Origin of the sequence: Mycolicibacterium alvei, assembly GCF_010727325.1 — a bacterium.
GTDB classification, from domain to species: Bacteria; Actinomycetota; Actinomycetes; order Mycobacteriales; family Mycobacteriaceae; genus Mycobacterium; species Mycobacterium alvei.
This window is the reverse complement of sequence record NZ_AP022565.1, coordinates 3,620,244-3,644,931: the sequence shown is the minus strand read 5'-3', so window position 1 is coordinate 3,644,931 and position 24,688 is coordinate 3,620,244. Positions and strand designations below refer to the sequence as shown.

21 protein-coding genes and 2 tRNA genes are annotated in these 24,688 nt (G+C 65.6%); 14 read left to right on the top strand and 9 right to left on the bottom strand.

The features are described 5' to 3' along the window. Window positions 1–5 precede the first annotated feature (5 nt). On the bottom strand, window positions 6–149 hold the full coding sequence (gene rpmH / locus G6N44_RS17360; RefSeq protein ID WP_055119217.1) for a 50S ribosomal protein L34: 144 nt from the start codon (window positions 147–149) through the stop codon (window positions 6–8). A 511-nt stretch (window positions 150–660) separates the two neighbouring features. On the opposite strand from rpmH, the gene dnaA reads away from it, so the two are divergent. The 11 genes from dnaA (at window position 661) to G6N44_RS17305 (ending at window position 13,511) form a co-directional block, all read left to right on the top strand. Next, window positions 661–2,187: a chromosomal replication initiator protein DnaA gene (gene dnaA / locus G6N44_RS17355; RefSeq protein WP_163666011.1), complete on the top strand. Its 1,527-nt coding sequence runs from the start codon at window positions 661–663 to the stop codon at window positions 2,185–2,187. A gap of 619 nt (window positions 2,188–2,806) precedes the next feature. Beyond that, entirely contained in the window at window positions 2,807–3,997 is a 1,191-nt protein-coding gene (dnaN, locus tag G6N44_RS17350) for a DNA polymerase III subunit beta (RefSeq protein WP_163666009.1), read from the top strand. Window positions 3,998–4,022: 25 nt separating this feature from the next. Beyond that, the gene (gene gnd / locus G6N44_RS17345) at window positions 4,023–4,916 is read left to right on the top strand and encodes a phosphogluconate dehydrogenase (NAD(+)-dependent, decarboxylating) (protein ID WP_163666008.1); all 894 of its coding nucleotides are present in this window, start codon (window positions 4,023–4,025) and stop codon (window positions 4,914–4,916) included. 11 nt (window positions 4,917–4,927) lie between these two features. Beyond that, the gene (gene recF, locus G6N44_RS17340; protein WP_163666007.1) at window positions 4,928–6,082 is read left to right on the top strand and encodes a DNA replication/repair protein RecF; all 1,155 of its coding nucleotides are present in this window, start codon (window positions 4,928–4,930) and stop codon (window positions 6,080–6,082) included. After that, the gene (locus tag G6N44_RS17335; protein WP_163666006.1) at window positions 6,079–6,675 is read left to right on the top strand and encodes a DUF721 family protein; all 597 of its coding nucleotides are present in this window, start codon (window positions 6,079–6,081) and stop codon (window positions 6,673–6,675) included. The genes recF and G6N44_RS17335 overlap by 4 nt, the downstream gene beginning before the upstream one ends. Window positions 6,676–6,894: 219 nt before the next feature. Then, the gene (gene gyrB / locus G6N44_RS17330) at window positions 6,895–8,907 is read left to right on the top strand and encodes a DNA topoisomerase (ATP-hydrolyzing) subunit B (RefSeq protein ID WP_163666005.1); all 2,013 of its coding nucleotides are present in this window, start codon (window positions 6,895–6,897) and stop codon (window positions 8,905–8,907) included. Window positions 8,908–8,943: 36 nt separating this feature from the next. After that, window positions 8,944–11,448, top strand: a complete 2,505-nt coding sequence (gyrA, locus tag G6N44_RS17325; protein ID WP_163666004.1) for a DNA gyrase subunit A — start codon at window positions 8,944–8,946, stop codon at window positions 11,446–11,448. Between the two features lie 52 nt (window positions 11,449–11,500). Continuing rightward, window positions 11,501–12,397: a DUF3566 domain-containing protein gene (locus tag G6N44_RS17320; RefSeq protein ID WP_163666003.1), complete on the top strand. Its 897-nt coding sequence runs from the start codon at window positions 11,501–11,503 to the stop codon at window positions 12,395–12,397. Window positions 12,398–12,454: 57 nt separating this feature from the next. Beyond that, window positions 12,455–12,528, top strand: a tRNA-Ile gene (locus tag G6N44_RS17315). Between the two features lie 153 nt (window positions 12,529–12,681). Next, window positions 12,682–12,754, top strand: a tRNA-Ala gene (locus tag G6N44_RS17310). Between the two features lie 145 nt (window positions 12,755–12,899). After that, window positions 12,900–13,511: an Rv0361 family membrane protein gene (locus G6N44_RS17305; RefSeq protein ID WP_163666001.1), complete on the top strand. Its 612-nt coding sequence runs from the start codon at window positions 12,900–12,902 to the stop codon at window positions 13,509–13,511. A gap of 8 nt (window positions 13,512–13,519) precedes the next feature. Here G6N44_RS17305 and cwsA read toward each other — a convergent pair whose 3' ends face one another. Beyond that, complete coding sequence (gene cwsA, locus G6N44_RS17300) at window positions 13,520–13,918, bottom strand: cell wall synthesis protein CwsA (RefSeq protein ID WP_163665999.1); 399 nt, start codon at window positions 13,916–13,918, stop codon at window positions 13,520–13,522. Window positions 13,919–14,069: 151 nt separating this feature from the next. Here cwsA and G6N44_RS17295 point away from each other — a divergent pair, with 151 nt between their 5' ends. Continuing rightward, window positions 14,070–14,597, top strand: a complete 528-nt coding sequence (locus G6N44_RS17295; protein WP_055119243.1) for a peptidylprolyl isomerase — start codon at window positions 14,070–14,072, stop codon at window positions 14,595–14,597. A gap of 82 nt (window positions 14,598–14,679) precedes the next feature. Here the strand turns inward: G6N44_RS17295 and G6N44_RS17290 are convergent, their stop codons facing one another. Next, window positions 14,680–15,096, bottom strand: coding sequence for a PH domain-containing protein (locus tag G6N44_RS17290; RefSeq protein ID WP_163665997.1), 417 nt, complete (start codon window positions 15,094–15,096; stop codon window positions 14,680–14,682). Window positions 15,097–15,251: 155 nt separating this feature from the next. Then, window positions 15,252–15,536, bottom strand: coding sequence for a cell division protein CrgA (gene crgA, locus G6N44_RS17285; protein WP_163665995.1), 285 nt, complete (start codon window positions 15,534–15,536; stop codon window positions 15,252–15,254). Window positions 15,537–15,630: 94 nt separating this feature from the next. Between crgA and G6N44_RS17280 the strand changes: the two genes are divergently transcribed. Both G6N44_RS17280 and G6N44_RS17275 read left to right on the top strand, forming a co-directional pair. After that, on the top strand, window positions 15,631–16,380 hold the full coding sequence (locus G6N44_RS17280) for a DUF881 domain-containing protein (protein ID WP_163665993.1): 750 nt from the start codon (window positions 15,631–15,633) through the stop codon (window positions 16,378–16,380). Between the two features lie 31 nt (window positions 16,381–16,411). Further along, complete coding sequence (locus tag G6N44_RS17275; RefSeq protein WP_163665992.1) at window positions 16,412–17,086, top strand: aminodeoxychorismate/anthranilate synthase component II; 675 nt, start codon at window positions 16,412–16,414, stop codon at window positions 17,084–17,086. On the opposite strand, the gene pknB is transcribed toward G6N44_RS17275, so the two are convergent. The 5 genes from pknB to G6N44_RS17250 all read right to left on the bottom strand — a co-directional run bounded on the left by pknB (window position 17,064) and on the right by G6N44_RS17250 (window position 24,663). Next, window positions 17,064–18,935: a Stk1 family PASTA domain-containing Ser/Thr kinase gene (gene pknB, locus G6N44_RS17270; RefSeq protein ID WP_163665991.1), complete on the bottom strand. Its 1,872-nt coding sequence runs from the start codon at window positions 18,933–18,935 to the stop codon at window positions 17,064–17,066. The two genes, G6N44_RS17275 and pknB, sit on opposite strands and share 23 nt — an antisense overlap. Further along, a complete protein-coding gene (locus G6N44_RS17265) occupies window positions 18,932–20,200 on the bottom strand; it encodes a protein kinase domain-containing protein (protein ID WP_163665990.1) in 1,269 nt (422 codons plus the stop codon). Before G6N44_RS17265 ends, pknB begins: the two co-directional genes overlap by 4 nt. A 73-nt stretch (window positions 20,201–20,273) precedes the next feature. Then, complete coding sequence (pbpA, locus tag G6N44_RS17260) at window positions 20,274–21,749, bottom strand: D,D-transpeptidase PbpA (RefSeq protein ID WP_163665989.1); 1,476 nt, start codon at window positions 21,747–21,749, stop codon at window positions 20,274–20,276. Next, complete coding sequence (locus G6N44_RS17255; RefSeq protein WP_163665988.1) at window positions 21,746–23,161, bottom strand: peptidoglycan glycosyltransferase RodA; 1,416 nt, start codon at window positions 23,159–23,161, stop codon at window positions 21,746–21,748. The genes pbpA and G6N44_RS17255 overlap by 4 nt, the downstream gene beginning before the upstream one ends. Then, window positions 23,158–24,663, bottom strand: a complete 1,506-nt coding sequence (locus G6N44_RS17250; RefSeq protein ID WP_163665987.1) for a PP2C family protein-serine/threonine phosphatase — start codon at window positions 24,661–24,663, stop codon at window positions 23,158–23,160. The genes G6N44_RS17255 and G6N44_RS17250 overlap by 4 nt, the downstream gene beginning before the upstream one ends. Window positions 24,664–24,688 lie beyond the last annotated feature (25 nt).

The window sequence follows — 24,688 nt, the reverse complement described above, 5'->3', positions numbered from 1 at the left end:
AAGTATCACGCAGTAAGTGCGCGACGGCCCTTGCCACGACGGTTGGCGACGATGGCGCGGCCGGCGCGCGTGCGCATCCGCAGCCGGAACCCATGCACGCGCGCACGGCGGCGGTTGTTGGGCTGGTAGGTCCGCTTGCCCTTGGCCACGGCAATCTCTCCTTGTTCCGTTTGGCACCCGCTCCCACCGGCACCGAAGTGCCGTCGCAAGCGGTTACCGTGCAAGCTCTGTTTAAGCTCGTCCGTCGTGCTTCACTAACCGGCGCGTTCTCCGGAACCTCCCGGGCGCAGCCGTATCGCCACGTGCGGGCGACTGCTCGAGGGTACTGATGAGATTTCCCTCGGTCAAACCTGCGTCGACCCGCCTACCTGCCCAGTATCCGATGTTGCAGAACTGTTGGCACATCGAGAGAAAACTGTTAGCTTCTGGCAATGCCGTTCCGAGCCTGGACCGGCCCGGAAAAATAACGTGAGAGATCGCGGCGGGGCGCACCGGCGCGGCATGTGACGAAGCCGACCACGACGCTCTCACAACAGACAACAGAGCGACGACGACTGTTCTTTCTCCACAAGCTGTGGATAAATATGTGGACAGTTCGTCATCGTTCTTTTTGTCAGTCACCGGGTCCACCTGGAAGTCACCTCAAAGGGGGAACAGTCGTTGTCAGCTGACCCCGATCCACCGTTCGTCGCCGTCTGGAACAGCGTCGTCGCCGAACTCAACGGCGACCGGGCCGCAGACGGTGATCCCGCGCTTCCGCCACTGACACCTCAGCAAAGAGCCTGGCTCAAGCTGGTGAAACCCCTCGTCATCGCCGAGGGGTTTGCTCTGCTCTCCGTGCCCACGCCCTTCGTCCAGAACGAGATCGAACGGCACCTTCGCGAGCCGATCATCAATGCACTCAGCCGCAAGCTGGGTCAGCGGGTCGAGTTGGGCGTCCGTATCGCCACTCCACCCGAGGACTCCGAGGACTCCCCCGCGGCTGCGGCTGATTCCGGGTCCACCGCTGACGGACAGCCACGCACCATCACCGCGACCCCGGCCGACGACAACGACGAGATCGACGACGACAGCGCCGCCAAGGCCAGCGCCGAGGAGGCCTGGCCGACCTACTTCAGCAGCCCGCAGCGTGATTCCACGGTCAGTGACGACAACGCCGTCAATCTCAACCGGCGCTACACCTTCGACACCTTCGTCATCGGTGCGTCCAACCGTTTCGCCCATGCCGCCACCCTGGCCATCGCCGAAGCGCCGGCACGGGCCTACAACCCGTTGTTCATCTGGGGCGAATCCGGCCTGGGCAAGACGCATCTGCTGCACGCGGCCGGAAACTACGCACAACGTCTCTTCCCCGGGATGCGGGTCAAGTACGTCTCCACCGAGGAATTCACGAACGACTTCATCAACTCGCTGCGCGACGACCGCAAGGCCTCGTTCAAGCGCAGTTATCGCGACATCGACATCCTGCTGGTCGATGACATCCAGTTCATCGAGGGGAAGGAAGGTATCCAGGAGGAGTTCTTCCACACCTTCAACACCCTGCACAACGCGAACAAGCAGATCGTCATCTCCTCGGACCGCCCGCCCAAGCAGCTGGCCACCCTCGAGGACCGGCTGCGCACCCGCTTCGAGTGGGGGCTGATCACCGATGTGCAGCCACCCGAGCTCGAGACCCGCATCGCGATCCTTCGTAAGAAGGCGCAGATGGACCGTCTCGATGTGCCCGATGACGTGCTCGAGCTCATCGCCAGCAGCATCGAACGCAATATCCGCGAGCTCGAAGGTGCGCTCATCCGCGTCACCGCCTTCGCTTCGCTCAACAAGACCCGGATCGACAAGTCTCTGGCCGAAGTGGTGTTGCGCGATCTGATCGCCGACGCCACCACCATGCAGATCAGTACCGCCGCGATCATGGCGGCCACTGCCGAATACTTCGAGACCACAGTCGAGGAACTGCGTGGGCCCGGCAAGACCCGCGCACTCGCGCAGTCACGACAGATCGCCATGTATCTGTGCCGTGAGCTCACCGATCTGTCCCTGCCCAAGATCGGCCAGGCCTTCGGGCGTGATCACACCACGGTCATGTACGCGGAGAAGAAGATCCGCGGCGAGATGGCCGAGCGACGTGAGGTTTTCGACCACGTCAAGGAACTCACCACCCGGATTCGTCAGCGCGCCAAGCGCTGAACCGTCCCTCAAATCCTGTCCGGATCGGTGCTCGAGCACCGGGTGCCGGCGGTCGATCCTGCGCTCCGGGCGTCTTCTCTGTCTCACATCGTGGACTCTTCAGGACCGTTCCGAGGGAAAATCTGCGACCACTTTCGCCCCGGAACACATCCCTTGTCACAGCCGATCGCTGTGGACAGTGCTGTGTACAACCTGCGCGCAAACCAGGAATGAATGACAAAATCATCCACACGATGTCATCTGTCCACACCCCAGAGCCGATCCGCACACCGGTCTCCACAGCCCACTCACATTCCGACACACATGGGGTACTGGGAAAACACCCCTTCATCCCCAGTTTTCACAGTGCCTAATACTGTTACTCAAATATCTTCTAAGAATTCTTTCTAGAAGACAGTCCTGGGGACACCGGACGAAACCGTCCACCCGTGCGGGCTCGAGCAGCCCAGGCACGTCTCGTGTCACCCCGGTCGATTAGCTTTCAAGTTGATGCGGAAAGCTCTACGGTGTTCATCGACAGCGGTTTCCAGCTTTGTCATTCGGCGTGATGCTGACGGCGGTGTTCTGGGAAGATGCTGGTAGAGCTTGTTATGGGGATCATCGAAGGGGCGCAACGCACGTGGCGACGACGACGGCTGGGCTGACCGACTTGAAGTTCCGCGTGGTGCGTGAGGACTTCGCGGACGCGGTGGCCTGGGTGGCCCGCAATCTGCCGACCCGGCCCGCCATCCCGGTCCTGGCCGGGGTGCTGCTGACCGGCACCGACGATGGTCTGACGATCTCCGGCTTCGACTACGAAGTTTCCGCCGAGGTCCGTGTCAGCGCTGAAATCGCTTCTTCTGGAAGCGTTTTGGTATCTGGGCGGTTGCTGTCCGACATCACCAAGGCATTGCCGGCCAAGCCGGTGGAGCTCAGCGTCGAAGGCACCCGCGTGGCCTTGACCTGTGGCAGCGCCCGGTTCTCGCTGCCGACTTTGGCGGTCGAGGACTATCCGGCGCTCCCGACCCTGCCCGAAGAGACCGGCGTGGTGTCCTCGGATCTGTTCGCCGAGGCGATCGGGCAGGTCGCCGTGGCTGCCGGCCGGGACGACACCCTGCCGATGCTGACCGGCATCCGCGTCGAGATTTCCGGTGAATCAGTGGTTTTGGCGGCCACCGACCGGTTCCGGCTGGCCGTGCGTGAACTGACCTGGGAAACCGGTGCCACCGATATCGAGGCCGCCGTGCTGGTCCCGGCGAAGACACTGGCCGAGGCGGCCAAGGCCGGCACCGACGGCAACCAGGTGCACCTGTCGCTGGGCTCCGGGGAGTCGGTCGGCAAGGACGGCCTGCTCGGTATCCGCAGTAACGGCAAGCGCAGCACCACCCGCCTGCTGGATGCGGAGTTCCCGAAGTTCCGTCAGCTGCTGCCGAGCGAGCACACCGCGGTGGCGACGATCGGCGTGGCCGAGCTCACCGAGGCGATCAAGCGCGTGGCGCTCGTGGCTGACCGCGGAGCACAGATCCGGATGGAGTTCGGCGAGGATGTGCTGCGTCTTTCGGCCGGCGCCGACGATGTGGGGCGTGCCGAAGAGGATCTGCCGGTGGAGTTCGCCGGCGAACCCCTGACCATCGCGTTCAACCCGACTTACCTCACCGACGGGTTGAGCTCCCTGCATTCCGACCGCGTGACGTTCGGCTTCACCACGCCGAGTCGCCCTGCCGTGTTGCGCCCCACGGGCGAGGATGGTGGCACCGGTGGTTCGGGTCCGTTCCCGGCCGCCAAGACCGATTATGTCTATCTGTTGATGCCGGTTCGCCTTCCCGGCTGACCGGCCCGGTCGAGAAAGGGCGCACATGCAACTCGGGTTGGTCGGCCTGGGCAAGATGGGCTTCAACATGCGCGAGCGCCTGCGCGGGGGTGGCCACGAAGTCGTGGGCTATGACCCTCGTCCCGAAGTCAGCGATGTGGCCAGCCTCGCTGATCTGGCGGGTGCCCTCGAGGCGCCGCGGGTGGTGTGGGTCATGGTGCCGTCGGGAACGGTGACGCACACCACGATCGTCGCCCTCGCCGATGTGCTCGGTTCAGGCGATCTGGTGATCGACGGAGGCAACTCGCGGTACACCGAGGACGGACCACATGCGAAGTTATTGGGAGACAAGGGAATCACCTTCATCGACGCCGGGGTGTCGGGCGGCGTCTGGGGGCTGAACGAAGGGTACGGGCTGATGGTCGGTGGCAGTGACGCCGACGTGGCTCGAGCCATGCCGATCTTCGACACCCTGCGACCCGAGGGTGATGCGGCCGATGGATTCGTCCACGCCGGTCCGGTCGGTGCCGGTCATTACGCCAAGATGGTGCACAACGGGATCGAATACGGCCTGATGCACGCCTACGCCGAGGGATACGAGCTGCTGTCCGCCGAGGAACTGATCTCCGATCCCCAGGCGGTGATCCAGGCCTGGACCAACGGCACCGTGGTCCGGTCGTGGCTGCAGCAGCTGCTGGCCAAGGCGCTCAAGGAAGACCCCGGATTCGCCGCGATCAGCGGGTATACCGAGGACTCCGGGGAAGGCCGCTGGACCGTGGAAGAGGCGATCAGTCACCGGGTTCCGATGCCGGTGATCGCCGCGTCGTTGTTCGCCCGGTTCGCCTCCAGGCAAGAGGACTCCCCCACCATGAAAGCAGTGTCGGCGCTGCGCAATCAGTTCGGTGGGCACGCGGTGCACCGGATCAGTGAGTCCGGATAGGTGGGGTTTCGATGTATGTCCGCCACCTGGGGCTGACCGACTACCGGTCCTGGGCACAGGTCGAGCTCGAGCTGGAGCCCGGGCGGACCGTATTTGTCGGCCCGAATGGTTTCGGTAAAACGAATCTCGTTGAGGCACTGTGGTATTGCGCCACACTCGGGTCCCATCGGGTGGCTTCTGACGCGCCCCTGATCCGGGCCGGCGAGCAACGGGCGATCGTCTCGAGCATCGTGGTCAACGAGGGTCGCGAGCTGGCGGTGGACCTCGAGATCACGAATGGCCGGGCGAACAAGGCCCGGCTGAACCGGTCACCGGTGAGGTCCCCCCGCGAAATTCTCGGGGTCCTGCGCGCGGTGTTGTTCAGTCCGGAGGACCTCGCACTGGTGCGTGGCGATCCAGGCGAGCGGCGCCGCTATCTCGACGAGTTGGCCACCACCCGTCGACCAGCCATCGCCGGTATCCGGGCCGACTACGACAAGGTGGTCCGTCAACGCACCGCCCTGTTGAAAACCGCTGCGGGAGCACGCTATCGGGGCGATCGCAGCGCGCTGGACACCCTCGATGTGTGGGATGGTCACCTCGCCGCGCACGGTGCGGCACTGATCGCCGCGCGCATCGCCCTGGTCGAGCAACTGCATCCCGAGGTGCAGAAGGCCTATCAATTGTTGGCGCCTTCCAGCCGGCCCGCGGCGATCCGGTACCGCTCGGGTGTGGAGGCCATCGCGAACGCTTCCGGACTCGAGTCCGTCGAGTTCTATGAGGCGGCGCTACTGGACGCGCTGAGCCGTCGTCGTGACGCGGAGTTGGATCGCGGGGTCTGTCTGGTCGGCCCGCATCGCGACGATCTCGAGCTGTGGCTGGGTGATCAACCGGCGAAAGGTTTTGCCAGCCATGGTGAATCGTGGTCGATGGCGCTGGCGCTGCGGCTCGGCGCCTACGAATTGCTGCGGTCGGACGGGGTAGATCCGGTCTTGCTGCTCGACGACGTCTTCGCCGAGTTGGACACCGCACGCCGCCAAGCCTTGGCGGCGGTGGCCGGCGAGGCCGAACAGGTTCTGGTCACCGCGGCGGTCGGAGAGGACATCCCGCAGGACTGGGCGGTCAACCGCGTCGAGATCAGGATGACCGAAGGGGATCAGGGCCGGATATCGATGGTGCAGTCATGACGGACAAGCCCGCCGAGTCCCCAGACCCGGTACCGGGTGACCCAACGCCCGCGGTCCCGCCCGAGGACCTCACGCGCATGCGCGGTATGGATCTGGTGCGGCGGACCCTCGAAGAGGCTCGAGGCGCCGCACGCAGCCAAGGCAAGGACGTCGGTCGGGGACGCCGGGCGCCGGTGCGGCGCGCCGGGGGAAATACCGGTCGTCGTCGCAGCTGGTCAGGTCCGGGTCCCGATGCCCGTGATCCACAACTGTTCGGCTCGGTCACGCAGGACCTGGCCAAGGTGCGGGGTTGGTCCTCGAAAGTCGCAGAAGGTTCGGTGTTCGGTCGGTGGCGGGCCGTGGTCGGGGACCAGATCGCCGACCATGCCAATCCCACCGCCCTGAACGAGGGCGTGCTGACCGTCTCCGCGGAGTCCACGGCGTGGGCCACCCAGCTTCGAATGGTGCAGTCCCAGCTGCTGGCCAAGATCGCAGCGGCCGTCGGCGACGGGGTGGTGACCTCGTTGAAGATCGTGGGCCCGGTGGGCCCGTCGTGGCGAAAAGGCAAGTACAACGTGCCGGGGGGACGCGGTCCCCGCGACACCTACGGCTAGACGCGGCGACACTGCGCTGAGAGCTCCGAGACGGCCGAAAGCCATCTCCTGAAGCGTCCGGAGGCTCCGGTGCCCGAGAAATTCCGCGCACGGCGCGGTTAGGTAGGTGAAAACGCCGCTACAGAGTCGGCCCTGTCCGCCTCGACCGGTAGACTGTGACGAGATCTGCAGGGCGGCGATGCAACCGCTTCCCGCGAACCCCAAGGAGACGCGTCCGAAGTGGCTGCCCAGAATCAGTACGGTGCCGATTCGATCAAAGTGCTGGAAGGCCTCGAAGCCGTTCGCAAACGCCCTGGCATGTACATCGGCTCCACCGGTGAACGCGGCCTGCACCACCTGGTGTGGGAGGTCGTCGACAACGCGGTAGACGAGGCGATGGCCGGGTTCGCCAGCAGGGTTGACGTGCGAATCCTCGAGGACGGCGGTGTTCAGGTCACCGATGACGGGCGTGGCATCCCGGTCGCCATGCATGCCACCGGCATCCCGACCATCGATGTCGTGATGACGGTTCTGCACGCCGGCGGCAAGTTCGAAGAAGGCGCCTACCAGGTGTCGGGCGGCCTGCACGGCGTCGGCGTCTCGGTGGTCAATGCCCTGTCGTCGCGTTTGGAAGCCGACGTCCGCACCGACGGGTACGAGTGGTTCCAGACCTACGACAACTCGGTCCCGGGGACCCTGAAAAAGGGTGAGAAGACCAAGGAGACCGGCACGACGATCCGCTTCTGGGCGGATCCGGATGTCTTCGAAACCACGGTCTACGACTTCGAGACCATCGCCCGCCGTTTGCAGGAGATGGCCTTCCTCAACAAGGGCCTGACGATCGAGCTGACCGATGAACGGGTCACCCACGACGAGGTCGTCGACGAGGTCGTGAGTGATCACGCCGAAGCGCCGAAGTCCGCCGAGGAGAAGGCGGCCGAGGGTTCCGCACCGCAGAAGGTCAAACACCGGGTGTTCCACTACCCGGGTGGTCTGGTCGACTTCGTCAAGCACATCAACCGCACCAAGACCGCGATCCAGCCCAGCGTGATCGACTTCGACGGCAAGGGCACCGGGCATGAGGTTGAGATCGCGATGCAGTGGAACGCCGGCTACTCAGAGTCGGTGCACACGTTCGCCAACACCATCAACACCCACGAAGGCGGCACCCACGAAGAGGGTTTCCGCGCCGCGCTGACCACCGTGGTGAACAAGTACGCCAAGGACAAGAAGCTCCTCAAGGACAAGGATCCGAACCTCACCGGCGATGACATCCGTGAGGGTCTGGCCGCGGTGATCTCGGTGAAGGTCGCTCAACCGCAGTTCGAGGGTCAGACCAAGACCAAACTCGGTAATACCGAGGTGAAGTCGTTCGTGCAGAAGATCTGCAATGAGCAGCTGAACCACTGGTTCGAGTCGAATCCCGCCGAAGCGAAAACTGTGGTGAACAAAGCAGTTTCGTCAGCACAGGCGCGTATCGCCGCCCGCAAGGCCCGCGAACTGGTCCGGCGCAAGAGCGCCACCGACATCGGCGGCCTGCCCGGCAAGCTGGCCGACTGCCGTTCCACCGACCCCACGAAGTCCGAACTGTATGTGGTGGAGGGTGATTCGGCCGGCGGCTCGGCCAAGAGTGGCCGGGACTCGATGTTCCAGGCGATCCTTCCGTTGCGCGGCAAGATCATCAACGTCGAAAAGGCCCGCATCGACCGGGTTTTGAAGAACACCGAAGTCCAGGCCATCATCACCGCCCTGGGTACCGGCATCCACGACGAGTTCGATATCGAGAAGCTGCGTTACCACAAGATCGTGCTGATGGCCGACGCCGACGTCGACGGCCAGCACATCTCCACGCTGCTGTTGACCCTGTTGTTCCGGTTCATGAAACCGCTGGTCGAGCACGGCCACATCTTCTTGGCCCAACCGCCGCTGTACAAACTCAAGTGGCAGCGTCAGGAACCGGAATTCGCCTACTCCGACCGGGAGCGCGACGGCCTGCTCGAGTCGGGCAAGGCCGCGGGCAAGCGGATCAACGTCGATGACGGTATCCAGCGTTACAAGGGTCTGGGCGAGATGGACGCCAAGGAACTCTGGGAGACCACCATGGATCCCTCGGTGCGGGTGTTGCGTCAGGTGACCCTCGATGATGCCGCCGCGGCCGACGAGCTGTTCTCCATCTTGATGGGCGAAGACGTCGAAGCCCGGCGCAGCTTCATCACCCGCAACGCCAGAGACGTTCGCTTCCTGGACGTTTAACGATATCCACCGGCTAGATCAACCACCGAGGATCACATGACTGACACCACGTTGCCACCCGGCGACGGAACCTCTGACCGCATCGAACCGGTCGATATCCAGCACGAGATGCAGCGCAGCTACATCGACTACGCCATGAGCGTGATCGTGGGCCGCGCCCTGCCGGAGGTGCGCGACGGCCTCAAGCCCGTGCACCGCCGCGTGCTCTATGCCATGTACGACTCCGGCTTCCGTCCGGACCGCAGCCACGCCAAGTCGGCGCGTTCGGTGGCCGAGACGATGGGTAACTACCACCCGCACGGCGACTCCTCGATCTACGACACCCTGGTCCGGATGGCCCAGCCCTGGTCGCTGCGTTACCCCTTGGTCGACGGCCAGGGCAACTTCGGTTCGCCGGGCAACGATCCCGCGGCGGCGATGAGGTACACCGAGGCCCGGCTGACGCCGCTGGCCATGGAAATGTTGCGTGAAATCGACGAGGAGACAGTCGAATTCATCCCAAACTATGACGGCCGGGTGCAGGAACCCACGGTGCTGCCGAGCCGGTTCCCCAACCTGCTGGCCAACGGTTCGGGCGGTATCGCCGTCGGTATGGCCACCAACATCCCGCCGCACAACCTGCGGGAGTTGGCCGACGCGGTGTACTGGTGCCTGGAGAACCACGAGGCCGACGAAGAGGCCACCCTGGCCGCGATGTGTGAGCGGGTCAAGGGTCCCGACTTCCCCACCTCCGGTTTGATCGTCGGATCCCAGGGCATCCACGATGCCTACACCACCGGCCGCGGTTCCATCCGGATGCGCGGTGTGGTCGAGATCGAAGAGGACAGCCGGGGCCGTACCGGCATCGTCATCACCGAGCTGCCCTACCAGGTCAACCACGACAACTTCATCACCTCGATCGCCGAGCAGGTGCGCGACGGCAAGCTGGCCGGCATCTCCAACATCGAGGACCAGTCCAGCGACCGCGTCGGGTTGCGAATTGTGGTGGAGCTCAAGCGCGATGCCGTCGCCAAGGTGGTGCTGAACAACCTCTACAAGCACACCCAGCTGCAGACCAGCTTCGGCGCCAACATGCTGTCGATCGTCGACGGGGTGCCGCGCACGCTGCGGCTGGACCAGATGATCCGGCATTACGTCGCACACCAACTCGACGTCATCGTGCGTCGGACCCGGTACCGGTTGCGGAAGGCCAACGAACGGGCCCACATCCTGCGCGGTCTGGTCAAGGCACTCGACGCGCTCGACGAGGTGATCGCCCTGATCCGGGCGTCGCAGACCGTCGAGATCGCTCGCGCCGGCCTGATCGAGTTGCTCGACATCGACGAAATCCAGGCCCAGGCCATCCTGGACATGCAGCTGCGCCGGTTGGCTGCTCTGGAGCGGCAGAAGATCGTCGACGATCTGGCCAAGATCGAAGCCGAGATCGCCGATCTCGAGGACATCCTGGCCAAACCGGAACGACAGCGGGCGATCGTCCGCGACGAACTCGCCGAGATCGTCGAAAAGCACGGCGATGACCGTCGGACCCGCATCATGCCTGCCGACGGCGAGGTCAGCGACGAGGACCTGATCGCCCGTGAAGACGTGGTCGTCACGATCACCGAGACCGGGTATGCCAAGCGCACCAAGACCGACCTCTACCGTAGCCAGAAGCGGGGCGGCAAGGGTGTGCAGGGCGCGGGGCTCAAGGCCGACGACATCGTCAACCACTTCTTCGTCTGCTCCACCCACGACTGGATCCTGTTCTTCACCACGCAGGGCCGGGTGTATCGGGCCAAGGCCTACGAGCTGCCGGAAACCTCGCGCACCGCACGTGGTCAGCACGTGGCGAACCTGCTGGCCTTCCAGCCCGAGGAGCGCATCGCCCAGGTCATCCAGATCAAGAGCTACGAGGACGCGCCGTATCTGGTGCTGGCCACCCGCAACGGTCTGGTGAAGAAGTCGAGGCTGGTCGACTTCGACTCCAACCGCTCCGGTGGCATCGTGGCGGTCAACCTGCGCGACGGTGACGAACTGGTCGGTGCGGTGCTGTGCTCGGCCGAAGACGACCTGCTGTTGGTGAGTGCCAACGGCCAGTCGATCCGCTTCTCCGCAACCGACGAGGCCCTGCGGCCGATGGGTCGTGCGACCTCGGGCGTGCAGGGTATGCGGTTCAATGAGGATGACCGGCTGCTGTCGCTGAACGTGGTGCAGCCGGATACGTATCTGCTGGTTGCGACTGCGGGTGGCTACGCCAAACGCACGGCGATCGACGAGTACACGGTCCAGGGCCGCGGCGGCAAGGGCATCCTGACGATCCAGTACGACCGCAAACGTGGCAGTCTGGTCGGAGCGCTGATCGTCGATGACGAGACGGAGCTGTACGCCATCACTTCCGGTGGCGGAGTCATCCGGACCGCCGCACGTCAGGTTCGCAAGGCCGGGCGCCAGACCAAGGGTGTTCGCTTGATGAACCTGGGCGAGGGCGACACACTGATTGCGATCGCGCGCAACGCCGAGGAGGACTCGGAACAGGATGACGCTGAGTCCGTCGAAGAGTGACGCTGGTGCCGAGGCCCAACCCGGACCCCGGCCTGAGCTAAGGAGCTGTTAGGTGAGTTCACCGAACGAGCCGGGGCACCCGCGATCGGGCGATCGGCCCGGCAGTTCCAACGGCTCAGGTACCGGGGCCGCAGGGCCCGAGACGAAACCCGCCGCCGGCAAAGCGGCGGGGGCGCAGGCCCGCGCTTCCGGCGGTCAGATCACCGAGACCGGTGAGGCGCCACCGTGGCAGCGGGGCACCGCCCGCACCTCGCCGCCGCCGGGAACCGAGACGCGCGAAGAAGGTGCCCGCCCGGCCGCCCACTCCCCCGGCGTGGAAGCCCGGTTGCAGCGCTTCGTCGCCGGCACAGAGACGAAGGACACCGAGCAGTCGGCCCGGCCGGCGCGCCCGGCCACGCCCGCCCCGTCGGCCACCCGCAACGAACCGGTGCGGCCCGAGGCCTATGCGAGCGAGATCCCGGACCTGTCCGGGCCGTCCCCGCGTACCCCGCAACGTAAGACCGCTTCTGAGGCGTCGGCGGCCCGAAGCTCGAGCAACAGCCCGACCACCCGGATCCAGGTAGCCAACCGGGGTACGCATCAGGGCCCGGTCCGGGCCAGCATGCAGATCCGCCGGGTCGACCCGTGGACTGTGCTCAAGGTCTCACTGGTGCTGTCGGTGGTGCTGTTCTTCGTGTGGATGATCGCGGTGGCATTCCTCTATCTCGTCCTCGGCGCCATGGGTGTGTGGAGCAAGCTCAACAGCAACGTCGGTGACCTCCTGACCAGCGCCAGCGGCGCATCGGGAGGCGAATTGGTCTCCAGCGGAACAATCTTCGGCGGGTCGGCGCTGGTCGGCCTGGTGAACATCGTTGTGCTGTGCGCGTTGGCGACCATCGGGGCCTTCATCTACAACCTGACCACCGATCTGGTCGGCGGCGTGGAGGTCACGCTGGCCGACAGGGATTGATTTGGGACTCTGCGTTCCGGTGCGGTAATCTCTGCGCTCGGTCGATCCCAATATTTCGGGCCTATAGCTCAGGTGGTTAGAGCGCTTCGCTGATAACGAAGAGGTCGGAGGTTCGAGTCCTCCTAGGCCCACGACACCCGGTGTAGCCGGTGATCACCGAGAGGTTGTGCCATGCGGTTCTTGCTTGTGGCCGGTATCGCAGCCGCCGCGGTGATCGTCTGGCGATCACGACACGGTGAAGAAGTTTGGCACCAGGCGGACGAGGTCCCGCCGCTGCCGAAGACGGGGCCTTAGCTCAGTTGGTAGAGCGCTGCCTTTGCAAGGCAGATGTCAGGAGTTCGAATCTCCTAGGCTCCACAAGACAAATCAGCAGTTCAGAGCGGTTCCGGTACCAGCTACCGGAGCCGCTTTTTTCGTTCGTGACCACAACTCCCGCAGTCGGTAAGCTGCCCGCTGTCCACAGCCGGCGCACAGCCGGCCACCGTGAGGAAGAGGGAACTACGTGATACGAGCGTTCATCGTCGGACTGGCCGTGTTGGCCGTCGCTGGTTGCGGATCGGAGAGCACCTCGGCGGAGTCGTCGAGTCCGGCGGCCACCTCGGCCGAAGCCGCGGCAAGCGACGAGCAGCAGATCCGGGATCTGATCGGTGAGCAGAAAGCCGCTCTGGTGGGCTTTGACTTCGGCCGGATGGCCGAGCTCACCTGTGCGCAGTACCGCGACGCCGTTCTGGCTCAGCCGGACACCATGTTCCCACCGCTCAGCGAGGCCGGAACCCCGGAGGAATTGGCCGCGAAGCCTGTGGATGTGCTGACCGACGCGCTCAAACGGCAGTACCCCACCGCATCGGATGCCACGATCGGCCAACTGGTCGACGCGTTGATCCGGTACGACGAACCGGCCTATAAGGCGGCCAACCTTGAGATTCTTCGGCAGACCACAACGCTGACGATCGACAAGACGGAGAACATCAAGGTCACCGGAGACCACGCGACCGCTGACCTGACCATGAGCTGGAACTCCGAGGGCAAGCCACCGTCGACAAGCACCCAGTCCAACAGCTTCCTCAAAGAGGACGGTCGGTGGATGGACTGCCAGGACCCGTCAGCGGAATAGCTGCGGGGTCAGGGTTTCGGGTTGACCTCGACGCTCGGCGGCAGCGGCGTCGGGGCCTCGTGGCGGCTGGACCGCCGTACGATCGAGAACGCCACGGCGCCGCCGGCCAGAACCGCAGCCGCGACCCCGGCGATCAGAAGTCGGCGGTGACATCTCTTGGGTTCTGGGGCGGTTGCTTCCTGCAGCACCTCGGGCAGCGCGGCCACCGCTTCTGCAGCTGCGGCCAGTTGACGGCGCAGTTGGCCCGACTGGTAGCGCTTGCGTAGACCGGTCGCAATGGCGGCGGCGGTGTCGGCGCTCAGGCCCACCACGCCGCGCGTCACGTCGACCGGACCGACAGTGCTGTATTTCAAGCCGCGGGCGAGGCGCTGACGGGGGGCCAACCGGGTATCGAGGTTCGCGGTCATCTGGCACCTTTCTTGTTATCGACGGGCATCGGCGACAGATCTGTGTAAGCCGCGTGCCAGCTGAGATCCAGACTGCCATCTCTGGGCGAGTCTGGGGGCTTGGTGGGGTATCTGACCGTCGCCGCGGGCTGGGATGGCAGACTGAGTAACCGTGACGAGCCCCATTCAGACCGCGACGGCAACACTGCACACCAACCGCGGCGACATCAAGATCGCACTGTTCGGAAACCACGCTCCCAAGACCGTGGCCAACTTCGTCGGCTTGGCGCAAGGCACCAAGGACTACACCACCGAGAACGCCTCGGGTGGCACGTCGGGTCCGTTCTACGACGGCGTCATCTTCCACCGGGTGATCGACGGTTTCATGATCCAGGGTGGCGACCCGACCGGCACCGGCCGTGGGGACGCCGGGTACAAGTTCGCCGACGAGTTTCACCCTGAGCTCCAGTTCGACAAGCCCTACCTGCTGGCCATGGCCAACGCCGGGCCGGGCACCAACGGCTCACAGTTCTTCATCACGGTCGGCAAGACGCCGCACCTGAACCGGCGCCACACCATCTTCGGTGAGGTTGTCGATCCCGAGTCGCAGAAGGTCGTCGACGCGATCGCGTCCACCCCCACCGATCGCTCTGACCGTCCGACCGATCCGGTCGTCGTCGAATCGATCACCGTGTCGTAACGGGTATCCCCCACATACCAATGCGCGACGCCTCCGGGAGACCGGGGGCGTCGCGTGTTGTGTGGGGTGCTTCCGGTCCGGTTTACCGGGCCGAGAAACCGGCCTTGGTGAGCGCGTCGAGGACATCGAGTGGGTCCGTTCCCAGATCCCACCGCGTGAAGACCACGAGCCGGTCATCGACCGTGTCGATCTCGAGCAGTCGGACCGTGCGGGCGATGCGACGGAACTCGGTGATCCGAATCTGCCGGATCTCATCGCGGCGAATAGTCCGGGTCTGCCACCAACCGGCAACCGTGAGACTGTCTTGGTTCATTGCCAGTTTGGGGCGGGCCCGCCACGACAATGTTGCGAACGTGAGCAATCCCACGCCAGCTACGCCGACAAGAACACGTCCGGGCGGGTCTGTGATCACGGTCACAGCTGCGATAGCCAACGCGACTCCGACTATGGCGCAACCTGCGACTCCAGCGGCCGGTGGGTTCCAGTGAGTTTGCTGCACGGGTTCTTCACACCCTCTTACCGCGACTAATGGAGTTATCCACAGGTGCTATCCCCAATGGGGATGAATCACAACGATGTGATTGAGCGTCGTCGGGGTTGCTGAGCCGGTAACGCTATGAACGTAAGATGAATTCATTACGGTTTGGTCTCCGGTCAGCGCCAGCGCATCGTGAGCAACAGCCCGGTGATCATGAAGGCAAAGGCCACCGCGTAGTTCCACGGACCCAGGTCGGCCATCCACTGGAGGAGGGACGGGGTGTCGATGGGGTTCGTTGCGGCCAGCTGGAATACCAGCAGCCACAACAGACCGAACAGCATGAGACCGATGAACAGCGCGACGAACCACACACTCGACGGTCCGGCTTTCACCTTGACCGGAGTCCGGCTCACCTGCTTGATGGTGAAATCGTTCTTCTTACGGACTTTGGACTTGGGCATGGGTACCTTCACGGACAGTCGGCGTCACACGGTGCGACGATGAGGCAGGATGCCCCACGAGCCTAACGTAGCTGCACGTCCAGGAGAGACTGCGATGGACCAACCGGATCGATCCCCCTGGCGCTTCGGCGTCCCGGTTGTCTGCCTGGCTGCCGGCCTGCTTCTGGCCGCCACCCACGGGGTCTCCGGCGGTGACGAGATTCGCCGCAGCGATGCGCCCCGCCTCGTCGACCTGGTGCGCGAAGCCCAGCAGTCCGTCGACCGGCTCACGGCGCAGCGCGACGCGTTGGCCACCGAGATCGACAGCCACCACGGCGGTTCACCCAGCTCACATGCGGCGCTTGAAGCCATCACCCGCCGTTCGGCACAGTTGGCCGTCGAGGCAGGCATGGTGCCGATGCGCGGGCCGGGTCTGGTGGTCACGCTCAACGATGCCCAGCGTGATGCCGAGGGCCGCTTCCCGCGGGACGCCTCCCCCGACGACCTCGTGGTACACCAACAGGACATCCAGGCAGTCCTGAATGCGCTCTGGAGTGCCGGTGCCGAGGGCATCCAGATGCAGGACCAACGCATCATCGCGACCTCGGCGCCCCGCTGCGTCGGCAATACCCTGTTGCTCAACGGCCGCACCTACAGCCCGCCCTACGTCATCACCGCGATCGGCGACGCCCCCGCCATGCAGGCCGCGTTGGCGGCCGCCCCGTACGTGACCCTGTACAAGCAGTACGTGGTGCGCTTCGGGTTGGGCTATGCGGAAGAACCCCGCCCCGAGGTCGAGCTCACCGGGCACACCGAGCCGCTGCGGATGCGCTACGCGAAACCCGCGGGCCCGGTCGGCTATTAAGGCCGTCTCCTGGCGCCGGTAGCCTAAGTCAATGCAGGTTCTGGTCGTCGACAACTATGACAGCTTCGTGTTCAACCTGGTCCAGTACCTGGGCCAGCTCGGGGTGGACGCGCAGGTCTGGCGCAACGACGATCAGCGCCTGGCCACCGACGCCGACCTCGCCACGGTGGCGGCCGATTTCGACGGCGTGCTGCTGAGCCCCGGTCCCGGCACCCCCGAGCGAGCCGGTGCGACCATCGGGCTGGTCCACGCCTGCGCTGCGGCAGGCACTCCCCTACTGGGTGTCTGTCTGGGCCACCAGGCCATCGGGGTGGCGTTCGGCGGCACCGTCGACCGCGCACCCGAATTGCTGCACGGCAAGACCAGTGTCGTGCATCACTCCGGCGCCGGGGTGCTCAAAGGTCTGCCGGACCCGTTCACCGCAACCCGCTACCACTCGCTGACGATCCTGCCCGAGACGGTGCCGGATGCACTCGAGGTGACCGGGCAGACCGACAGCGGCGTGATCATGGCCGTACGCCACCGCGAGTTGCCGATTCACGGTGTGCAGTTCCATCCGGAGTCGATCCTGACCCAGGGTGGGCACCGCATGCTGGCCAACTGGCTGGGCGTCTGCGGTGCCCCCCCGGAGGAGCACCTGGTGGCCGCGCTCGAGGTCGAGGTGGCCCGCGCCGTAGCGGCGGCTACGACGCGAAGCTCAGTGTGATATTCGACCCGCGATTTACCCCGGTCCCCGCGGGCGGACTCTGGGTGACCACAGCGTTGGTGCGCTGACCGCTGTCGCGCACGTCGGGTCCCTTGTCCAGAACGCCGGTCCAACCCAGCGCGCTCAAGCGCTGGTAGGCGTCATCCCAGAACTGCCCGACCAGATTCGGCATCACGAACTGGTTGCCCTTCGATACGTGGATCTGGATCGGGGTGTCTTTGGGCACCGACGCATTGGCGGCCGGTTCGGTACCTACCACCTGCCCGGCGGCCGCGGTGTTGTCGACGTCGATGACCACCGTGTTGGTGAAGCCCGACGCGGTCAGAATCTGCTTGCACACATCGGCGCTCTGACTCTTGCAGTCGGGAACCGCAGTGTCCTCCGGGCCCGAACCCACCACCAGCGTGATCTCGTAGATGATCCCCGCTGTCTGGTTGGCGGGCGGGTTGGTGGCGAGCACGCGGCCCTTCTGATCCGGCGTCGACGGGCTCGCCGACTCCTTGACCTTCTGGAACCCGGCGTCGGTGAGCTTCTGCCGTGCCTGGCTCGGGGTCAGACCGGCGACGTCGGGAACCACCCGCTGTTCGGGTCCGCGAGAGACGTTGACGGTGATCTCGTCACCCGCGGCCGCCATGCTGTTGGCCGACGGTTCGGTGCCGATCACGTACTCCGGCGGAACCTTGTTGTCTTCCTTGCCTTCGGTGCGGGTCTTGAAACCGCGATTCTGCAGCGTCGCGACGGCGTCGGCTGAACGCTGCCCGCTCACGTCGGGCACCTGCACATCGCGGGGCCTGCCGTCGAACATGTTGATCGCGACCGTCACGACCACGGTCAGCACGGCCAGGACCGCGACCGCGATCAACCAACGGGCCACCGAGGCATTGCGACCGGCGGGGCGCGGCACCACCAGGTTCTGGGTGGGCGCACCGCCGCCGTGGGTCAACATCGGCCCGGAGTTCATCATCGACGTCCGCTCGGACTCGGTGAACACCTTCGGAGCTTCGGGAGCCTCACCGCTGTGCACCCGGATCAGATCCGTGCGCATGTCGGCCGCGGTCTGGTAGCGGTTGTCGGGGTTCTTGGCCAGCGCCTTGAGGACCACCGCGTCGAGTTCCGGTGAGATGCCGGTGTGCCGTCTCGACGGCGCGACCGGGTCCTCGCGGACATGCTGATAAGCCACCGCCACCGGCGAATCACCGATGAAAGGTGGTTCGCCCGTGAGGATTTCGTACAGTACGCAGCCCAGTGAGTACACGTCGGAACGGGCGTCGACGGTCTCCCCGCGAGCCTGCTCGGGGGAGAGGTACTGCGCCGTGCCGATCACCGCGGCAGTCTGTGTGACGCTGTTGCCGGTGTCGGCCAGGGCGCGCGCGATGCCGAAGTCCATCACCTTCACGGCATTGGCCTTGCTGATCATGATGTTGGCCGGCTTGACGTCGCGGTGCACGATGCCGTGCTGATGGCTGAAGTTCAGCGCCTGGCAGGCGTCGGCGATGATCTCGATGGCGCGCGTCGGCGGGATCGGACCCTCGGTGTGCACGATGTCGCGCAGGGTCACGCCGTCGACGTACTCCATCACGATGTAGGGCAGCGGCCCGTTGGGTGTCTCGGCCTCGCCGGTGTCATACACCGCGACGATGGCGGGATGGTTCAGCGCCGCCGCGTTCTGCGCTTCGCGACGGAACCGTAGATAGAAGCTGGGGTCGCGGGCCAGATCGGCACGCAGAACCTTGACCGCGACATCGCGGTGCAACCGGGTATCTCGGGCGATGTGAACTTCGGACATGCCGCCGAAGCCGAGGATTTCACCGAGTTCATATCGGTCGGAGAGGTGCTGTGGCGTCGTCATCGCAGTATCTGTTCCGGTGCCTTCGGGACGATCTGAGTGTCGGCTGCCTCAGGCTCGATCAGGTGGAATGCCAGGTCCGGCAACGCTGCCGGCGTCTGATAGGGCGTCGTCTGGGTCACCGTGTCGGTGACCGTGGGCGGTGGTGACTGCTGCTGATCCTTGCGGTCCTGAGCATTGAGGACGATGAGGATGGCAATGACGATGGCCAGCGCTCCGAGTACCCCGGCGGCCCACAGCAGGGCCCGTTGACCCGACGAGAACGTGCGCCGCGCAGGTGGCGCCGGCCGATGGGCGGCGGTCGGCCTGGCGCGGGTGGCGGTGACCGGGGTGCGGCCGGTGAGCTCGGCTGCGGCGCGAGCCTGTGCGGCCGACGGAACCGCGGCCGGCGCGGCCCGGCCGAGTGTCGGGGCCTGGTTGGGACGCGGGGGACGGCGGCCGGAGCGTACCGCGGCAACCGCGTCGGCGAACGGCCCGCCCGACTTGTAGCGCATCCCCGGGTTCTTCACCAGGGTGATCTCGATCAGCTCGCGGACATTCGGCGGCAGATCGGCAGGCAGCGGCGGCGGCGTCTCCTTGATGTGCTTCATGGCGACCGTCAGCGCCCCGTCGCCGGTGAACGGACGCTTGCCCGAAACCGATTCGTAGCCAACGACTCCCAGTGCGTAGACGTCGCTGGCCGCGGTGGCGTCGTGGCCCAGGGCCTGCTCCGGGGCGATGTACTGGGCGGTGCCCATCACCATGCCGGTCTGGGTGACCGGGGCGGCGTCGACGGCCTTGGCGATACCGAAGTCGGTCAGCTTCACCTGGCCGGTCGGGGTGATCAGGATGTTGCCCGGCTTGACGTCGCGGTGCACCAACCCGGCAGTGTGGGCCACCTGCAGTGCGCGTCCGGTCTGCTCGAGCATGTCCAGCGCGTGCCGCAGCGACAGCCGCCCGGTGCGCTTGATCACCGAGTTGAGCGGCTCACCGTTGACCAGTTCCATGACGAGGTATGCGGTGCGGCCCTCACCGTCGATATCGGTCTCGCCGTAGTCGTACACGCTGGCGATGCCCGGGTGGTTGAGCATGGCCACGGTGCGGGCCTCGGCCCGGAACCGTTCGACGAACTCGGAGTCCGTGGAGAACTCCGCCTTGAGCACCTTGACCGCGACACGTCGGCCCAGCCGGGAGTCGACGGCTTCCCAGACCTGACCCATGCCGCCGGTGGCGATCAGTCGCTGCAGCCGGTACCGCCCGGACAGCGTCACTCCAACGCGAGGGCTCATAGCTCGACTCCCACTCGCTCCGGTCCTCGCTCGTCCCTCGCTGCGATCCTCACTCGGGGTCGCCTTCGCGGACTCATGAACCCTCCCGCAGCGCCGCCGCAATGGTGGCACGTCCGATCGGGGCGGCGAGTGCGCCGCCGGTGGCCGACAACCGGTCCCCGCCGTCCTCGATCAACACCGAGACCGCGACCTTGGGGTCGCTGGCCGGTGCGAATGCGATATACCAGGCATGCGGCGGAGTGTTACGGGGATCCGTCCCGTGCTCTGCCGTACCGGTCTTCGAAGCGATCTGCACGCCGGCGATGGCTCCCTTCTGCTGAGTCACCTGCTCGGCGGCGACCATCAAGTCCGTAAGTGTAGCGGCGACCTGGGGTGACACCGCCCGGCGTTCTTCAGCCGGCGCGGTGGTGGAGATCGTGACCAGGTCGGGTCCTTTGAGGCTATCCACAAGATACGGGCGCATCGCGATGCCGTCATTCGCAATGGTCGCGGCCACCTGCGCGTTCTGCAGGGGGGTCAACGCCACATCACGCTGTCCGATGCTGGACATGCCCAATGCCGCCCCGTCCGAAATCGGTCCGGTGGTCGATTCGGCCACCTGCAGCGGAATGGCCGGCGGCGGTTCGTCGAGACCGAAGGCCTGCGCCGTGGACTTGAGTTTGTCGGCGCCGGTGTTGAGGCCCAGCTGAACGAAAGCGGTGTTGCAGGACTTGGCGAACGCCTCGCGCAGCGACGCGGTGGGACCGGGACCGCAGCTCGACCCGGCGAAGTTCTCGAGCGTCGCGGTGCTGTCGGGCAGCGGAATCCGCGGTGCCGCCGTGAGCTGGGTATCCGGGGTGGCGCCGGCCTGCAGGGCCGCCGCCGTGGTGATCACCTTGAACGTCGAGCCCGGCGGATAGGTCTCCGAGATGGCGCGGTTGAGCAGTGGGGACTGCTCGTTGTCGCGCAACTGCCCCCAGGCCTGGCTCTGGGCGTCCAGATCGTGGTTGGCCAGCTGGTTGGGGTCATACGACGGAGCCGACGCCATGGCGAGGATTTTGCCTGTCGAAGGTTCCATGGCGACCACAGAGCCCTTGCAGGGGCCGTCGCAGCCGTGCTGCAGCGCATTCCAGGCCGCCTGCTGGACCTGCGGGTTGATCGTGGTCTCGACATTGCCGCCGCGCGGGTCCCGGCCGGTGAAGAAATCGGCCAGCCGACGGCCGAACAGCCGCTCGTCGGAACCGTTGAGGACGCCGTCCTCGGCCCGCTCCAGGCCGGTGCTCGAATAGCCGAGCGAGTAGAACCCGGTGATCGGGGCGTAGACCTCGGGATCGGGGTAGACCCGCAGGAAGCGGAACCGGCCTTCGGTGGGTTCCGAATAGGCCAGTAGCTGGCCGCCCGCGGTGATCTGGCCGCGCTGACGTGAATACTCGTCGAGCAGCACGCGCTGATTGCGCGGGTCCGCGCGCAACCCGTCGGCGGTGAATACCTGGGTGATCGTGGCGTTGGCCAACAGCAGCACGATCAGCACCATGATCGTGACTGCCACCCGGCGCAGGGAGGTGTTCATACCTTCTCGATCACCTCGGTGCTGGCTGCGGCGATCGGGGTGGGGTTCGGCGTCGGGGTGGTGGTGATGGGTCGGCGTGCGGCGTGAGAGATACGCACCAGGATGGCCAGCAGGATGTAGTTGGCCAGCAGTGAGGATCCGCCGTAGGACATCCACGGGGTGGTCAGGCCGGTCAAGGGGATCAGTTTGGTGACGCCGCCGACGACGATGAACAGCTGGATCGCCAGGGTTGCGGACAACCCGGCGGCCAGCAGCTTGCCGAAGCTGTCGCGCACTGCGATCGCGGTGCGCATGCCGCGGATGATGAAGATCGTGTAGAGCATGAGAACGCCTGCGAGCCCGACCAATCCGAGCTCTTCGCCGATGGCGGCGATGATGAAGTCGGTCGCCGCTGCGGGCACCGTACCGGGTTGCCCGTTGCCCAGGCCGGTGCCGAAAATGCCACCGGTGGCGAAGCTGAACAGGGACTGCACCATCTGGTAGCCGGCCCCGTCAGGGTCGGCGAACGGGTCGAGCCAGGTTTCCACCCGCACCCGGACGTGGCCGAAAACCTGGTATGCCACAACGCTTCCCGCGGCGAAAAGGGTCAGACCGATTACCACCCAGCTCAGCCGCTCGGTAGCCACGTAGACCAGTACGAGAAACGATGCGTACAGCAGAAGTGAAGTGCCCAGATCCTTTTCGAAAACCATCACGCCAACCGACGCGGCCCAGGCGAGCAGCAGGGGAGCCAGGTCACGGGGCCGCGGCAGGTCGAGTCCGAAGACATGTTTCCCCGCGCTGGTGAACAGATCACGCTTTTCCACCAGCACCGCGGCGAAGAAGATCAGCAGCAGGATCTTGGAGAACTCGGCGGGCTGAATCGAGAAGCCGGGGAACTGGATCCAGATCTTGGCGCCGTACTGCTCGGAGTACCTCGCCGGTAGCAACGCCGGAATAACAAGCAGCACAAGGCCGGTCAGCGCACAGAGGTATCCGTACCGGGCCAGCATGCGATGGTTGGTCAACAAAGCGACCACGACGGAGAACCCGATCACGCCCACCAGAGTCCACATCATCTGCTGGCCGGCGGTGCCGCCGAGCCCATCGGTTGTCGTTTCACCCTTGGCCAGGTCCAGCCGGTGGATCATCACCAGGCCCAGCCCGTTGAGCAGCGCCACGACCGGCAGCAGCAGTGGGTCGGCGTAGGGCGCGAACCGGCGGATTGCCAGGTGGGCGATACCCATCAGGGCCATGAAGGTGACGACGTAGCCGATCAGGTCCCAGCTCAGACCCTGTTCCTGGTTGGCCTCGACGATGAGCAGCGCGACGGCGGTGATGAGGGCTGCGAACCCCAGAAGCAGAAGTTCCGCGTTGCGCCGATTGGGGAGCGGCGGCATGACGGTAACCGGCGACTGGGGTTGAGTCGTCATGACACGGCTCGGCAGTTCGTTCCCGGTTCTTGTGGTGGGGGCGGCAAGGGGGTGACGACCGGTGTCGGTGTCGGTAGAACCGGTCCGGGGACAGCACCGGTTCCCGGGGCCCCGGGAACCGGTGTCTCCGGTGCCGGCGGCTCACCGCCGGCGGTCGGAGTCGGTACCGGCGCCGTACCCGATGTCGGGGACGGGGACGGGGTGGTGGTCTTCGACGTCGTCGTCGCGGTGCGCGGTACACACACCGGTAGGACTGAGCCGTGGGCCAGGTCGTTGATCTGCTTGATGGCCTCGTCCTGCGTACCGCCGGGCAGGCCCGCGGTCACCGAGTTCCGCTCGGAGGGGCGCAGGTCGTTGACCGCCATCAACCGGCAGCCGAGACCGCTCTGGTCCTGATCGGCGCTGATCAACGACAGTTCGTTGCGGGTGTTGAGGCAGCCCAGGCGGTAGGGCTCCTGTAGGGAGATGCCCAGAAACGAGCCCTGTACCCCGCGCATGATCGATACGGTGCCGTCATGTTCTGCGACGTAGTAGTTGTTGCGGATGATCTCCCGGCCGATCGCCAGCCCGCCGAGGAGCACGAGCACGAGCAGCACTGCGGCGATGAGGATTCGACGTCGCGACCGGGGTTTGCGCGGGGGCTCGGCCGGCTGGGGCACAACTCGCTTGGGCTCGTTACGGCGCGGGTTGAACGCCGACGCCCGTCCGGCAGCCGTGTCCGGCGGTGCGGTCTGGTCGTCGTCCCCGGACACCGCGCCGGCCAGGATCGGCTGGGTCTGCCCGTAGTCGTAGTCGACGACGTCGGCGACCACCACGGTCACGTTGTCCGGGCCGCCGCCGCGCAGCGCCAACTCGATCAACCGGTCGGCGCTCTCGGCGACGTCCTCGATCTGGAGGGCCTCGTGGATGGTTTCCTGGCTCACCGGATCGGACAGGCCGTCCGAGCAGAGCATGTAGCGATCGCCGGCCTTGGCCTCGCGCATGATCAGGGTCGGCTCGACCTCGTGGCCGGTCAGTGCTCGCATGATCAGCGAGCGCTGGGGATGGCTGTGCGCCTCCTCGGCAGTGATCCGGCCTTCGTCGACCAGGGTCTGGACGAAGGTGTCGTCCTTGGTGATCTGGGTGAGCTCACCATCGCGGAGCAGATAGCCCCGGGAATCGCCGATGTGGAGCAGGCCGAGCCGGTCGCCCGCGAACAGGATGGCGGTGAGCGTCGTGCCCATGCCCTCGAGTTCCGGGTCGGCCTCCACGTGGGCCGCGATCGCGGCATTGCCCTGGGCTACAGCCGCGTTGAGCTTGCCCAGCAGCTCGCCGCCGGGCTCGTCGTCGTCGAGGTGGGCGAGCGCCGCGATGACCAACTGTGAGGCGACTTCACCCGCGGCGTGGCCGCCCATGCCGTCAGCCAGCGCCAGCAACCGGGCCCCGGCGTACACCGAGTCCTCATTGTTGGCGCGAACCAGCCCGCGATCACTGCGCGCGGCATATCGGAGTACGAGGGTCATGGTGTGTCTCGTGCTCCTCGCATGC

Excerpts from the sequence above, each read along its gene's own strand:
- G6N44_RS17255 (WP_163665988.1), bottom strand. The coding sequence starts at position 23,161 with ATGACGACTCAACCCCAGTCGCCGGTTACCGTCATGCCGCCGCTCCCC.
- pbpA (WP_163665989.1), bottom strand. The coding sequence starts at position 21,749 with ATGAACACCTCCCTGCGCCGGGTGGCAGTCACGATCATGGTGCTGATC.
- gyrA (WP_163666004.1), top strand. The coding sequence starts at position 8,944 with ATGACTGACACCACGTTGCCACCCGGCGACGGAACCTCTGACCGCATC.
- crgA (WP_163665995.1), bottom strand. The coding sequence starts at position 15,536 with ATGCCCAAGTCCAAAGTCCGTAAGAAGAACGATTTCACCATCAAGCAG.
- cwsA (WP_163665999.1), bottom strand. The coding sequence starts at position 13,918 with ATGACCGCGAACCTCGATACCCGGTTGGCCCCCCGTCAGCGCCTCGCC.
- recF (WP_163666007.1), top strand. The coding sequence starts at position 4,928 with ATGTATGTCCGCCACCTGGGGCTGACCGACTACCGGTCCTGGGCACAG.
- G6N44_RS17265 (WP_163665990.1), bottom strand. The coding sequence starts at position 20,200 with ATGAGCCCTCGCGTTGGAGTGACGCTGTCCGGGCGGTACCGGCTGCAG.
- gnd (WP_163666008.1), top strand. The coding sequence starts at position 4,023 with ATGCAACTCGGGTTGGTCGGCCTGGGCAAGATGGGCTTCAACATGCGC.
- G6N44_RS17250 (WP_163665987.1), bottom strand. The coding sequence starts at position 24,663 with ATGACCCTCGTACTCCGATATGCCGCGCGCAGTGATCGCGGGCTGGTT.
- pknB (WP_163665991.1), bottom strand. The coding sequence starts at position 18,935 with ATGACGACGCCACAGCACCTCTCCGACCGATATGAACTCGGTGAAATC.
- G6N44_RS17335 (WP_163666006.1), top strand. The coding sequence starts at position 6,079 with ATGACGGACAAGCCCGCCGAGTCCCCAGACCCGGTACCGGGTGACCCA.
- G6N44_RS17280 (WP_163665993.1), top strand. The coding sequence starts at position 15,631 with ATGGACCAACCGGATCGATCCCCCTGGCGCTTCGGCGTCCCGGTTGTC.
- G6N44_RS17275 (WP_163665992.1), top strand. The coding sequence starts at position 16,412 with ATGCAGGTTCTGGTCGTCGACAACTATGACAGCTTCGTGTTCAACCTG.